Raw genomic sequence first — 14458 nt, 5'->3', positions numbered from 1 at the left:
CGTACAAATGATGCACAGAGAGGAGTGAATAAAATGAAGACGATTACAACGCCATCACGAAAGGGCAAATCCTACAGAGCTTTACGTAGCGCGCGCCGCCAGACACCTTTCTATTTCATGATGGCGCCTGGTTTAATTTTTATTACGATTTTATTTTACATTCCGATGGCCGGCGTGATCATTGCCTTCAAAGATTACAATGCACGGGATGGTATTTTCGGAAGTCCATGGATGGACCCGTTGTTCAAAAACTTTGAGTTTTTCTTTAAATCCGACGCAGCAAGAACCGTTACCTTTAATACGCTTTTTTACAATCTACTAGAAGCTGTTACCGTTACACTTTGTGCATTGGCAATAGCTATTCTATTAAGTGAAGTAAAAAACAAAGTTACCTCTGCTACCTATAAAGGTTCCATTTTGCTGCCAACCTTTCTCTCATGGATTGTCATCCAGTACATTCTCTTCAGCTTGCTCAGCGTTGACCGTGGCATTATCAACAGCACGATTACCGCAAACGGCGGAGAAGCCATTTACTGGTACAGTGAACCGTCTTACTGGCGCTTCATCTTACCCATTGCCTATCTATGGAAGAATGTCGGTTACTTCTCGGTGCTATATGTAGCAGCAATTGCCGGAATTAACCCCGATTACTATGAAGCTGCACAATTGGACGGCGCTTCGAAGTGGCAACGCATTAAACATATTACATTACCGCTTCTGAAACCGACCATCATTGTTCTTTCACTGCTGTGGGTAGGTAAATTATTCAATGGCGGTCTAGGCGACTGGAACGGATTCTACACGCTTCCGAATGATGCGGGTGCTCTTTACCCAGCAACAGACGTTATCGACACCCTTGTATTCCGTTCGCTCAAAAAGGTCAATGACTACGGCATGGCATCTGCAGTTGGTTTATATCAAGCGGTCGTTGGCTTCTTCCTTGTATTGATCTCTAACTACATCATTAAAAAGAAAGATCCCGACAACGCACTATTCTAAACGATCTGACAGGATAGCGTTTCTACTTGGGAGGGAAATACATGCTACTTAAAAAGCTACATTTTTCAAAAATAACGATCCATCTTATTTTCATTGCACTGAGCCTTGCCTGCATCCTTCCGCTGCTGTTGGTTGTATCCATCTCGTTTACGGACGAGCAATCGTTGATGCTGGACGGATATCGCTTCTGGCCCAAAGAGTTCAGTACGGCAGCTTACCAGTATGTATTCAGCGGAGCAGGCTCTATTCTCAATGCCTATGCCGTTACGATTTTTGTGACGGTTGTCGGCACACTCTTGCATCTGCTGATTACTTCCATGCTGTCGTATTCGCTGACACGTCCCGAGGTGACTCACCGCAGAGCGCTCACTTTATTTGTGTATCTTCCAGTGCTGTTCAACGGCGGTCTTGTTCCGCAGTACATTTTGCTGACGCGTATCCTGCATCTGAAGGACACCATCTGGGTGCTGATTATTGTCTATCTGGTATCGACCATTAACGTGCTGATTATGAAAAACTTCTTCCGTACGATTCCGGAGTCGTTAATTGAATCCGCACGCATCGATGGGTCGGGTGAAATCCGTACTTTCTTCCGGATTGCATTACCGCTGTCCAAACCGTCGCTTGCGACCATCGGTTTGTTCGTAGCCATTGCATACTGGAATGACTGGATGACCGCCTCACTCTATATCGAATCACCGAAGCTGCGTCCCCTGCAATATCTGCTGCAATCCTTAATGAACAATATTGGATATTTGCAGTCGAACGCCCAGGCTTCACAATCGATGGAAGCAGCTATTGGCATGCTGCCTAGTGAAGGCGCGCGTATGGCAACCTGCGTACTCGCCATCGGTCCGATTATTTTGCTCTACCCTTTACTGCAGAAGTATTTTGAAAAAGGTTTGACAATCGGTGCTGTAAAAGAGTAATTTTACCGGTAAACCAACCGGAAAATTATATATAAAAATCTAGGGGGAACGACAATGAAAAAATGTTCTGCGATTCTGTTGTCCGTAACACTGCTGTTAACCATGCTGCTGGCCGGCTGCGGTCAGAAAGATGCAGGCACTACCAGTGAATCCGCTGAGAGCCCTGCTCCAGCTAAGGAAGAGGTCACTGAGCTCAATTTCTACATGATGAACAGCCCTGTCAATGACTTTGACCGCGTTATGAAGAAAGCCAACGAAATTATTGGCAAAGAAATGAATGCCAAACTGAATCTAATTCTCGTAGACAGCAGTACGTATGCCGAGAAAATGAACCTGATGATCAATTCCGGCGACGATTGGGATCTCAGCTTCACGGCTAACTGGGGTGGCATCAACTTCTTTGAAAACGCCGCCAAAGGCGCTTATGCCGATCTGACGGACCTCATTCCTAAATATGCACCGCAAACCTATTCCCGTATCCCTGAAGGACTATGGGAAGGCGTTAAAGTAAATGGCAAGATCTATGGACTCGTGAACTATCAACAGTGGGGCACTGCCAAACGCGAAGGCTTTAAATTCCGTTCTGACCTTGTAGATGAAACCGGTTTTGATTGGAAAGCCTTGAAAGGCATGCCTACCATTGAGGCACTTGAAAAGATCGGACCTTTCCTTGGCGATGCGCTGGCAAAACACAAAGGTATGATCGGATTTGAAACCAGCTCCATTGACAGCTTGTTCGCCAGCAATCCGCTGCTATGGAACATGGAAGCCGTAGGTGATACGAGCATCCCTGGCTGGATTAACCTTGATCGTTCAGACAAAGTCATCAACCAGTTTGAGACGGAAGAATTCAAGAAGTACACTGAAATTATGCGCGACTGGTTCAACAAAGGTTATGTTCGCAAAGATGGCGCAACCGTAAAAGATACTTCTCCTGACCGTAAAGCAGCCAAATTTGTCGCTGAGAAAACGGGCAGCTGGCCTGACAGCATTGAATACCCTGGTAACCCTGATGCCAGCAATATGTCGATGACGAAAAGCGCAGGCAATGCGCCTGCCGTAACCGTCTCCACGACTCGCACGATGATTCCTGCGGGCGCCGCTTCTACTGCAGCGATTGCAATCAATTCCGGGTCCAAACATATTGAAAAAGCTTTGCAGTTAGTTGAACTGCTCAATACCAACGATGACCTGTTCAGACTGATTACCCTTGGTGAAGAGGGCGTTGACTACAAATACGACGAAAATGGCAAGTTTACGATGATTGAAGGCAAATACAATTTCAACTTTAACGAATGGCAACTTGGCCAATCTTACAGCCCTGACTTTAAGCGTGCGAACTATGACAAGAACAAAGACGGCGAAATTCAACAAGCGACCCAAAAATTGGTCTTTGAAGCTGACAAAACAGCAGAAATTTCACCGGTAACGGGCTTTGTATTCGACCCAACGCCAGTAAAGACGCAGGTGGCAAACTGTACTGCAGTTACTACGGAGTTGATTCCTGCACTCAGCTCCGGTTCTGTAGATCCAGCTAAAGCATTACCTGAATTCCTGAAGCGTCTAAAAACTGCCGGCGTGGACGACATTATCAAAGAAAAACAGGCTCAATATGACGCTTGGAAAGCAAAAAAATAATCTCACGATCCATTGTGAAATCCGGTGTATTTCTTTATATCGTACACCGGATTTCTATTTAATAAGCCTAAAGAGAGGAAACCGACATGCGCTATTCTCTTATGTGTAAATCTTTTACTGGCAGTGAAGTGCTAGACTCAGAAATCGTTGATGTGAAGCTCGAAAATAACGAGGTTGCTTTTTCACAGTTCCCATGCCGTGCGCTCATAACTACGGAACGACTTCCGCATGGACAAAGATTGGATATTATCCTGTCCTTTCATGAAGATACAACCGATCCGATGAATTTTTCATTTTCGATGGCAACGGAGCAATGGGAAAAAAGCAACTATGTGTTGATGCCCGGGGCGGTTTATAATGGCAATCGTTTTGTAAGCTTACCTCTTCCCTACCCGCCTTATTATGAGCCTCCCCACAACAGCCCATTTACAGAGGCCGAAGTCATTACCAGCATTCCTCATCTGGATATGGAGAACAGAACATCACAAATTTCTTTACTTTCTGGTGATATGGCATCGCCCCTATGTGGGTTCTATGATTTTAACCGCCAATCCGGTTCTGTTCTACTCGGAACGCACCAATGCGGCAGTTATTATACAGGCTTTACCGTTGATGAACATCAAATCGATGGCAAAGCTTCTTTTGTGCTTTCTGTTCCAGGCGTGCGCGAGACTAGCGCATATTTTTTTGGGGACCAAAACGACGGACATGGCTTTCGCCCAGACGTTACAGCTCCTTCACAAGATACCGGCGCTTGGTTTAAACAAGGTCAATCCCTAACGCTGACGGTCTGCGTCTTTCACTCGCAGCAAATATCTTTGCCGGACTTTTTCAAATTCGTAAACAGCACCAAGACAACATTGGAATCCCCAAATCAATTCTTTAATGTTCCGTTTTATAAGGCCTATACAAGCATCAAAGAAAAATACCAAAAGGAAAACTATACGGAAGAAGGATATTACTCTGTAGGAACCAACTGGAACATCCATCAGCAGTGCTGGCAGGCCGGCTGGATTGGCGGAGGCATGAATAGCTATCCGTTGTTGATCGAAGATTCATCCGAAGCGCGGGAGCGCTCGCTGTCTACGCTCCGCTTTATTTTCTCGCGCTTACAGCACCCTAGCGGATGGATATTCGGAATGTATGGTAACGGGAAATTTTATGGCGACGGCGGCGACAGTAACCCCGATACCATTCTGTTAGTTCGCAAAAATGCCGATTTGCTATATTTCGTGCTAAAGCAGCTATTCTGGCTTTCGGACAATTACCATTCTACGACCGAATTTGAGCAACCCGTAAAGGCGCTTTGCGATGCCTTTGTACGGCTGTTCCGAAAATATGGTCAACTCGGACAGTTTATTGATATGGCAACAGAAGAAATCGTAGTCGGTAATTCAGCCGGAGCATGTATGGCCGTAGGCGCCCTGGCACTGGCAAGCGAATATTTCCTGAGTACGGAATACCGTAGTGTTGCAGAGCAGCTCGGGGAGTATTATTACAACAACTATGTAATAAAAGGAATGCTGAACGGCTGTCCTGGGGAAATCTGTCAAGCGCCGGATAGCGAAGCGGCTTTCGCCATGCTGGAAAGCTATGTGCAGCTGTATGAAACGACGCACAAGAGCATATGGCTTACTTATGCGGAAGAAACCTGCGAAATGGCCATGACGTGGGTCATGAGCTATGACTTTGTGTTCCCTGCGCACAGTACCGCGGCACAGCGCGGTGTGCACAGCAGCGGCACGGTGTTTGCCAACGCACAGAACAAACACTCTGCGCCTGGTATTTGTACACTTTCAGGCAACAGCCTTCTCAAGCTATATCGCTTTACAGGCAAAGCAAAATATCTACATGATCTACATGCTATTGCACACAGCTTACCGCAGTATGTATCTCTGGCAGAAGATCCGGAGCTTACGCTCGAGAAGCAATATTTGCCTCCAGGCTACATGAACGAGCGTGTACAGACAAGTGACTGGGAAGGCAAAGAAACGGTTGGGGAATTCCTCTATGGTTCCAACTGGCCGGAAGTTTCCATGCTGCTTACCTTTGTAGAAGTACCGGGCGTATATGTGGATTTCGCAAGCCGCACACTGCAAGTATTTGACCATGTGGAATGCTTGGTTACACAGTGGAATGAGGATTCTGTATCCATGGAAATGTATAATCCTACCGCATACAGTACGATGGTTACGCTGCTTGCGGACGAACGTACCGACGCTCAGCGCGTAACGCATCACTACTTTGCATGTATGAAGACTGTCCCCCTTTCAGCCGGAGAGCGTATACAAATGGAATTGAGAAAATAACGGGAGGTTCTCCTTATGTTGAATATTGGTGTTATTGGATATGGCGTGCGGATCGATATGCTCATGGATGACTTGTTCGCGCTGCCATATGAAGTACAGATCAAAGCAGTAGCAGATCCCGACCATGAGCGCGTGCGGGCTTTGATGAGAAAAGACGGTTCCAAAGAAGAAATGCACCAAATGGGAATCGATAAAATCGACGGACTTCTGCGCAGCTGCGAGATGAATCCCGATACGATTACCTTTTATACGGATGCAGACGACATGCTGGATAATGAGAAGCTGGACGGCGTGATCGTGGGTACGAACTGCAATACGCATACTTTTTTCGCTCAAAAGGTACTGAATCGTAATCTGCCGTTGTTTTTGGAAAAACCGGTAGCGACGACGATGGAAGATCTGAGAACACTAGCCGAGTGTGAAGCGGTAGCAACAGCTCCCACGGTTGTATCTTTCCCACTGCGCGTCACGCCGCTAGTGCAGGAAGTCAAGCGTATTCTGGATGCCGGCACGATTGGCAAGGTGGAGCATGTACAGGCGTTCAACGATGTAACCTATGGCTTTGTCTATTTCCATGACTGGTACCGCGATGAATCCGCTTCGAATGGGCTTTTTCTGCAAAAAGCAACGCATGATATCGACGTCATCAACTATCTGTTAGGCGAAGAACCGGTGAACGTGTGCGCGATGAAGTCCAAACAGATTTACAAAGGGGATATGCCAGCCGGCCTGCGCTGCAGCGAATGCGACAAATGGGAAACCTGCATGGACAGCACGTACAATATCATTCATCTGCGCAATGACACGCCGCGCAGCGATTATTGCGGTTTTGCGGTAGACACCGGCAACGAAGACTCCGGCAGCATGATTGTGAACTATGCGAGCGGCATGCACGTCACGTATTCACAGAACTTCTTTGCCCGCAAAAAGGCTGGGCGCCGCGGGGCAAGGCTATACGGCTACAAAGGCACTGTGGAATTCGATTTCTACACCAATGAAATCAAAGTATTTGACCATATGAGTGACAAAGTAACAATCGTACGACTTGATGATCAAGGTTCGCGTCATGGCGGCGGAGATATCGTACTCATGCGTAACTTTGTACACCTGATGCAAGGCAAAACGACCGAATCTGTAGCCCCGCTGAAAGACGGTATCCGCAGTGCTCTAGTATGTCTGCAGGCCAAAGCATTTTCCGAAAGTGATCAATTTTATCCTGTCACTTTATAAATCCAATGATGATGGAGAGAAAGTGCAGTACATCCGCTGGTCCCCAGTCGGCGCATCACTTGAAAAGCAGGAACTCTTAAATTCTGAGTCCCTGCTTTTTTTAGCTTGCGTAAGATTTTATAAACGCGGTAAGCATGGCAATCATCTGTGTACACAAAACAAAACAGACTATCCTAACGGCAGCCTGTTCTGTTCGATCTATGATGTTGCTTCATGCAATTGATAAATCTCGCTTGCATCCCGCCATACCTTCGAAAAGCATTTACCTGTCAGAAGGTGCCACTCCTCTTCCAGCGCATGATCGATGACCCGATCCGGAAGCGCCAAGGATGGATCCGACTCGACAATCATAAACAAGGTCAGTCCCTCGCGAAATATCCGCAACGATACAATACCTGCTTCCCGCATATGCCGTTCGTTCCCGGCAGGAATATCGCGGTGAAGCTGTTCGTAACGCTGAACTTGATCCGGGTGAAGGTGAGCTACTTTAATTTCCGTTACCCTGTTTGCTTCCATATCCCCACTCCTCTACAATCGTTCGCTCTCCATGCGGTTTGTCAGAGCGCCCAGCTTCTCGATCTCGATCGTCACGACATCTCCCGGCTTCAGATATATCTGCTTCTCCTTCGGATAACCAAACACGACACCGGCCGGCGTTCCTGTCAGGATGATATCGCCCGGCAGCAGCGTCATATGCTGAGAAATATAACTGACGATTTCATCGCACTGGAAAATCATATCCGACGTATTCGAATGCTGCCGAACCTCGCCGTTCACGAGACATCGAATGTCCAGATTGTTCGGATCGCCGACTTCGTCCGCCGTAACTAGATAAGGTCCTAACGGGCTAAAGCCGTCACAAGATTTGCCGAGCAGCCATTGATGCGTACGCATTTGTAGGTCACGCGCAGACAGATCATTCACGTTGCAATAACCGAACACGTGATCAAGCGCATGTTCCTTGTCGACGTATTTGGCTTTTTTGCCGATGACAATCACAAGCTCTGCCTCATAGTCGACCTGTGACGATACCTTCTCCGGCAGGGAAACCTCGCATCCATGTCCCGTTAGTGTATTTGCAAATTTATTAAAAAGAATCGGGTATTCCGGGATCGGCGCGTTCGTCTCTTCCGCATGTTTGCGGTAGTTGAGTCCTACGCAAATGATCTTACTCGGATGCGTTACGCAAGATGCGAATTGGATCGTGGATTCATCTAGCAAATAAGCTTTGCCCTCGGTACCGTCCGCCAACACTTGGTCTGCAAAGCGCTGCAGTGCGGCAACAGCTTCCATTCCACCTTCGATGATTTCATGTATGGATACTGGCAGCATGCCTTCGGGCATGGATGTTCTGCTCTCCAGTGCTCCAGCAACATCCAGAATGCCTTGTTCCGTTTTGATCGCTAGCTTTAATTTGCCGCTATCTTGATAGGTCAACAGTTTCATTCGTTCCTACACTCCCATCTATCTATGTTTAAGCGTTCTTGCCAAATACGACGCCGCCGTCGATGTACAGCGGGGAGCCCATCATGAATTTGGATTCATCCGAAGCGAGAAAAAGGGCCGCGCTGGCAACATCCTCCGGCTTACCAAGCTCTCCGCTGAGCTGGCGCTGTTTCAAAGATTCGATCGCAGCTGTCGGGTCATCATACGACGTCTTCAAATAGTTCTCCATGAAAGGCGTATAAATGGTCCCCGGCAAGAGAGCGTTCAACCGGATGTTATAGGCTGCATAATCAACCTGCATCGATTTGGTTAAGGCAAGCACCGCACCTTTCGTTGCACCATAAGAAGCTCTACGGGCAAGGCCCATTTCAGCAACACACGACGACATGTTGATAATCGAGCCCTTCTTGCGCTCCATCATATAGGGCAGCACATATTTCGAAGGCAGGAATACGCCTTTGACATTAATGCTCATGATCCGGTCCCATGTATCCGGCTCGATTTCGTGCAGCGCGCCGACGCCGCTGATCCCCGCATTGTTGAATAGCACGTCGATACGGCCAAATTCGGCAATCGCTGTTCCTACCATCGCTTTGACCGCTTCTGGATCCGTAACATCGGCCTTAATGAACAGCGCCTCGCCGCCTTTTTCTATAATTTCGCTCACCGTTTCCTGACCTTTAACCTCATCCACGTCATTGACAATAACGGCTGCTCCTTCTTGTGCGAACAGCAATGCCGTGCTTCTTCCTATGCCTGAGCCTGCACCTGTGATCAGTGTTACTTTTTCTTGTAATCGCATATCCTCACTCCTGTTTCTCTTATAAGGCAGCGCCAACCATTCCGTGCATATCCGTGAAGCTGCCTGCCTGCTGGTGTGCATCAATGATCATGATTCGGTCCGCCCTCGAATCGTGGTCGGCTTTTCTACACTCGGCCAAGGCATATCGTATGATGGAGAATGGACGAACCGTTCCATCGCTAGTCTCAAGATGATGCCGGTTCCAGCAGGTAGCGATACGTGCAGCCATTTCCCCTGAACCGCAATCGATCCGGTTACATCGCCCGAAGCACGGATGATTTCTCCGCCTAGGAATCGATGCTCGCCAAATACCCCGGCCTGTATGATAACCTCTTGATCATCGAACAGACTCGTGTTCACCAAATGAACCGTTGCAGAATCCGGTGTCAGCTTCTCCACCAGCGCAGATACGCCCGGCGGCAGCCCCGGCCGCTTCGCCGCAGCGTCAAAATAACGAACGCGGCCATGCTGCAGACCGCCATGCGATATGTGCATCGGTCCGCCCAGCGTCAGCTGCACAAGGCCCTCGAAATACAGCGGACACATTTCCTGCCAGATATGGATAGCGGAATAAATCCCCTCGCTGTAATGCTCGGTCCATTGATACGGATCGCCCTCCGGTGAACGCATCTTAGCCAGCTGGTTGCCGATCATTTCGTAATTGGCGCTTAGAATCCGCTGCGGATAATCCGGATTGAGTCCGCGGATATATTGATACCAAGGCTGCGTATTGCCGATGTAATGCTTCGTCTCCCGTCCGGTTCTCGGGTCTCTGCCGGAGTATTTCGGCACGATGACCTCATTCCAGTCATGGTCTTTCGGGATGCGCTCAACGCGTTCCATATCCTCGTCCGCCATCGACATTGACCATAGATAGATCGGATATTTCGGCAGTGACTCCCGATAATCTGTCCAGCCGCTATCGAAATGCTTGAATGGCACGAGCCATTTGCCGTCCTTCTCTTGACCCAACTCCCAGTTCCGGTCGAGCTGCTCCCTTGCTAGCTGCAGCCCATTCATATCGCCAGTAAGCAATACCTTATTCATGCAGGCATTCGTCAGCGGCTCGATAATCGTCATGAAGCCGTGAGGCCACCGCCAGCCATAGTAGCCGCCCCACCATTTGCCGTCGTTGTACTCCCCGATTTGGCCGGAAAGTCCGACATTGTCAGGGATGATGCCGCCGTTGGCACGAGCACGCTCCTGCCAAGCATTCACGTATTCGACGACCCAACTCCGCAGTTGCTCCTCTCCGCTATGAAGAAACGCATGCGTGATCAATCCCGTCGCATTCAAGTTCAGCGGCACATCGCCGCGATTCATCCGCTGATTCATCATGGCTAGGAGCTGCTGATAGACCTCATCATTCGACCAAGGGCATTTGCCGCTTGTAAAATCGACGCCAGGAATATCTTCGTAAGGTGCCAAATAATCGTCCAGAATACCCCGGTGTGTGCTCCAATCTTCCGCAGACACCTCAAACCTAGGACCTCGGCTGCCTGTCAATGGCGATCGGATAAGCTTGCGCTCCTGATCGTAGTTCGGCGCTTCCGGATCGTCGCCCGTATACATCGACGCAAATTTCAAGGCGCGCTGCCGGTCCTTAAGCGTCGACGGTCCCGCTAACCCTAGAAAATACAAATACAAATAGCCTTCCCCATGATGCATCCAATCGTAATACGCATCGAACTCGCGGTGAATTTGCCCGTATTCCGTCCACTGCCAAGTAATGCCTTCCCATATTTTGCGAGACGCTTCATGCAGTTCGCTGCTTCCGCCGAGCACGTACAAGAGCGCCAAATTCATAAAACCTTCATAAGGATCATCTGATCCATCCATCCCTGGCCAATGCTCGAACCAAATGAGCGTCCCGTCGGGATGCGTGTACCGCTCGACGAACTCTTTGGCCGCCTTGTTCAACGTTTCAAAAAGCAGCTGCTCCTGCAGTGCCCATGTCGGCGGAACGATCCGCTCTGTAGCTTCAATCCTCGTGATGCTCCTATTCGTTAGCGTTGAAGTCATGTGACTCTCCCTCCCATTGCGTTACTTATCCGTTGTAACTAAAATAACGCTTGCCCTCGAAACAGTTGATACACCTTGCGCTGATCTTCCGGATCTAGCCCTTGTCCGTCACAGAAGGACAGGTTCGTACGTAAGACGGCGGTGGTATCCGCTCCCGTCAGCGTCACATGGATATCCGGTTGACTTAAGCTGAAACGCATGCCCGGTTCAATTAATCCTTTCGGCTCCGTTTTGCGAAGGAAGCTTAACTTCTCCAGACGTTCTTTGGCTCTGTCCAGTATCTCCTGCTCCAGAAATGGAGCAGGAGAATCTGCCAGAATCCCCATGCCGAGCACGCTGCCATTGATGACGCCAAGCCCCATCTCCTTCGCAAGCGGCAAGATTTCATCTTTGGCCGTATGATCAGCCAGCATATAGCGTGCATAGAATTGAATCGCATCAAAGCGTTCGGTCTTCATATATCTCATCATCAATGGCAAAACCCGCGTACTCACGCCAATATAACGGATCTTCCCATCCTGCCGAAGCTTCTCCAGCGCAGGTAAGGTCTCGTTGACGACAAGATCATAAGGCTGCGTCTCTACGTCGTGAATTTGCAGAAGATCGATCCAGTCCGTCTGCAACCGTTGTAAGCTGTCTTCTACCGACTGAATCGTACTGTTGTAATCGTAGACCAAGTCCGACCGGATCGCTTTGGTCGTCAGCACAACCTGATCTCTGCGTCCAACAAGCGCCTTGCCGATTCGGCGCTCCGATTCTCCGAGCCCATACTTCGGAGCCGTGTCGATGAAGTTGATCCCGGCATCGAGCGCCTCGTGAATCATTCGCTGCACCTCGCCTGCATCCGTCTTGCCGAAATCTCCTGCAAGCGGCGCCCCACCTAAGCCAAGCTTGGATACCCTCATCCCTGTTTTGCCAAAAATCGTATATTCCATCATTAGCTCCTCCTTCGATCCAATTCATATCCTTGCAGCCAAGACTTAACCCAACTCGGCATGATCCTGAAGCGTTGCGACCCTATTCTCCGTCCCATGCAGTTCGAATAATACCAGCTCATTTTCCCCTTCGCGAAGCAGCGGAGCCGGTACGTACAACGTTTGCTGGGGACCGATTTCCCAGTAGCGTCCAAGATTAAACCCATTGATATATGCGACGCCTTTCTTCCAGCCGGAAAGCTTCAGAAACGTATCGCTTGCTTCATCAATTTGAAACGTTCCTCGATAAAACGTCGGAGTACAACGTTCCTGCGATTGTACATCCGTATATTTCAGAGCACCTAAGTCATCGAGCGGAAGCGTATGGATCGTCCAATGATAGAGGAACTGCGTCCCCAGACGGACGCCTTCGGTAATTCCTTTCGGATCTTTCATCCCGTAGCCATAATTGATCCGGCCTTGATTTTCGATCAAAATACTTAAGGTCGCTCCCTCTTGCGGAATGTCCAGTACAATATCGTTGTCCGTTACGTCCGGTCTAATATCATGCGTATTGCGTTCGATAACGCCTTGATACACACCGTCAAGGAATACAAGTGCGCGATCCCGTACCTGTTGTATCGCTAGTTTGGCCTGGGATATTGGCCCCGGGATCGAAGTTGTATACAGAATAAACCCATAATTCTGACCAAGCCGTTCCATCGGCTCAGGGCATACGCTGTGAATCGGCGTCGACAATGAAGCGAGCGAGTCGAATAAGCACGCATGCTCGGTTAATGAAACTTCGCCGTAATGTTTCTTCGGCCGCGGGGACGGCAATACGATATCTTCAACTTCCGTATATTTCGAGAGCACGCTCTGAACCGCCCAATATTTGTCCGTTAAATCACCGGATTCATTCAACAGTACGTCATAATCGTAGCTGGTTACTGTCGGTTCATATTTACCTAAATCGTTCGCGCCGTTATAGAATCCAAAATTCGTTCCCCCATGGAACATATAAAAATTAACCGATGCGCCCATGGCGAGCATATTGTCCAGCACCTCAGCAACATCTTTGCTGTCCCGAACGTGGTGCGGTTTGCCCCAATGGTCAAACCATCCGTTCCAAAATTCCATACAGACGATCGGCTTGTCCGGTTGATACTCCGTCAGCTTACCGAACGCCTCATCCGGCCGAGATCCGAAGTTGATGGTAGCCAAAACCTCCGGCAGGAGCGTGCCGCCTTGCAAATTGCTGTCCGTGTATCCATCAGAGGTGAACAGTAGAACATCAATTCCCCGCTCCACCATCGCCTGCTTCAAATACTTCAAATAGTTCTTGTCGTTGCCATAACTTCCATATTCATTTTCGATTTGCATTGCCATAATCGGTCCACCATTCGTGTTAAGAAGCGGAACCAACTTAGGCAGTAGCACGTCATAATAAGCGTCAATTTTGTTCAAGAAAGGCTGATAAGAACAGCGAAGCCGCATGCTGTCTTCCTTCAGCAGCCACGCCGGCAGCCCGCCGAACTCCCACTCTGCGCAAATGTACGGACTCGGTCGTACAATGACATGAAGACCAAGTTCTCCCGCTATCTTAATAAATCGTTCGAGATCTGCAATCCCTTCAAAGTTAAATTGACCTTCCTCCGGCTCATGCAAATTCCATGGCACATACGTTTCCACCGTATTAAACCCGCAAGCCTTTAATTTAAGAAGTCGATCTTGCCAATATGCCGGCACGATTCGATAATAATGCAAAGCTCCAGATAAGATTCGAATAGGCTTCCCGTTAAATAAAAATTGCCGGCCATCCATTGTAAGCATGCGTTACCATCCCTTTCATTTCTTTCGTATACTCGGCCAGATGAAATACCTGCTCTAGAGACTCGGATGAGCAAGCATCAGTCCCTCTCTGTCCCGCTCCAATCAAAGTGGCTGTAAAATTAGTCATTTAACCTGTTACTTCCGGATATGAATTTCGTATTGCGCACTCATCATAAGCCGAAATGTATTCGTCTGAAACAACAAAATATAAAAAAACAACTGATCTTTCGGAAAATGCACTCTTCAAAAATTAATCATATCTCTAAAAAATGTAACTTTGCTTAGCATAGAACGGACACACGATCCGACAATTGCCAAGCGACAATAAAATACCCC

At 48.5% G+C, this 14458-nt stretch carries 11 protein-coding genes; 5 read left to right on the top strand and 6 right to left on the bottom strand.

The window, feature by feature from the left end; genetic code table 11:
* Nucleotides 1-33 precede the first annotated feature (33 nt).
* From GCU39_RS02235 to GCU39_RS02215, 5 genes are all read left to right on the top strand, one after another.
* Nucleotides 34-999: an ABC transporter permease gene (locus GCU39_RS02235; protein WP_152392013.1), complete on the top strand. Its 966-nt coding sequence runs from the start codon at nt 34-36 to the stop codon at nt 997-999.
* A 41-nt stretch (nt 1000-1040) separates the two neighbouring features.
* On the top strand, nt 1041-1928 hold the full coding sequence (locus GCU39_RS02230; protein ID WP_152392012.1) for a carbohydrate ABC transporter permease: 888 nt from the start codon (nt 1041-1043) through the stop codon (nt 1926-1928).
* A gap of 54 nt (nt 1929-1982) precedes the next feature.
* Nucleotides 1983-3566, top strand: a complete 1584-nt coding sequence (locus GCU39_RS02225) for an ABC transporter substrate-binding protein (RefSeq protein ID WP_152392011.1) — start codon at nt 1983-1985, stop codon at nt 3564-3566.
* Between the two features lie 86 nt (nt 3567-3652).
* Nucleotides 3653-5875 (top strand): hypothetical protein, encoded by a 2223-nt coding sequence (locus GCU39_RS02220; protein WP_193726731.1) that lies wholly within the window; start codon nt 3653-3655, stop codon nt 5873-5875.
* 15 nt (nt 5876-5890) lie between these two features.
* Nucleotides 5891-7105 (top strand): Gfo/Idh/MocA family protein, encoded by a 1215-nt coding sequence (locus GCU39_RS02215; RefSeq protein WP_152392009.1) that lies wholly within the window; start codon nt 5891-5893, stop codon nt 7103-7105.
* A gap of 198 nt (nt 7106-7303) precedes the next feature.
* Here the strand turns inward: GCU39_RS02215 and GCU39_RS02210 are convergent, their stop codons facing one another.
* The 6 genes from GCU39_RS02210 to GCU39_RS02185 all read right to left on the bottom strand — a co-directional run bounded on the left by GCU39_RS02210 (nt 7304) and on the right by GCU39_RS02185 (nt 14122).
* Entirely contained in the window at nt 7304-7621 is a 318-nt protein-coding gene (locus tag GCU39_RS02210; protein WP_152392008.1) for an L-rhamnose mutarotase, read from the bottom strand.
* Nucleotides 7622-7633: 12 nt separating this feature from the next.
* Complete coding sequence (locus GCU39_RS02205; RefSeq protein ID WP_152392007.1) at nt 7634-8551, bottom strand: fumarylacetoacetate hydrolase family protein; 918 nt, start codon at nt 8549-8551, stop codon at nt 7634-7636.
* A gap of 28 nt (nt 8552-8579) precedes the next feature.
* Complete coding sequence (locus GCU39_RS02200; protein WP_152392006.1) at nt 8580-9353, bottom strand: SDR family NAD(P)-dependent oxidoreductase; 774 nt, start codon at nt 9351-9353, stop codon at nt 8580-8582.
* An 87-nt stretch (nt 9354-9440) separates the two neighbouring features.
* Nucleotides 9441-11375: a DUF8034 domain-containing protein gene (locus GCU39_RS02195; protein WP_152392005.1), complete on the bottom strand. Its 1935-nt coding sequence runs from the start codon at nt 11373-11375 to the stop codon at nt 9441-9443.
* A gap of 38 nt (nt 11376-11413) precedes the next feature.
* Nucleotides 11414-12313, bottom strand: a complete 900-nt coding sequence (locus tag GCU39_RS02190) for an aldo/keto reductase (RefSeq protein WP_227793417.1) — start codon at nt 12311-12313, stop codon at nt 11414-11416.
* A 42-nt stretch (nt 12314-12355) separates the two neighbouring features.
* Nucleotides 12356-14122 (bottom strand): glycoside hydrolase family 35 protein, encoded by a 1767-nt coding sequence (locus GCU39_RS02185; RefSeq protein WP_152392004.1) that lies wholly within the window; start codon nt 14120-14122, stop codon nt 12356-12358.
* Between the last annotated feature and the right edge of the window lie 336 nt (nt 14123-14458).

Source organism: Paenibacillus guangzhouensis (genome assembly GCF_009363075.1).
Lineage (GTDB): Bacteria > Bacillota > Bacilli > Paenibacillales > Paenibacillaceae > Paenibacillus_K > Paenibacillus_K guangzhouensis.
Note: the sequence above shows the minus strand (reverse complement) of the source record. Positions and strands in the feature narration are given on the sequence as shown.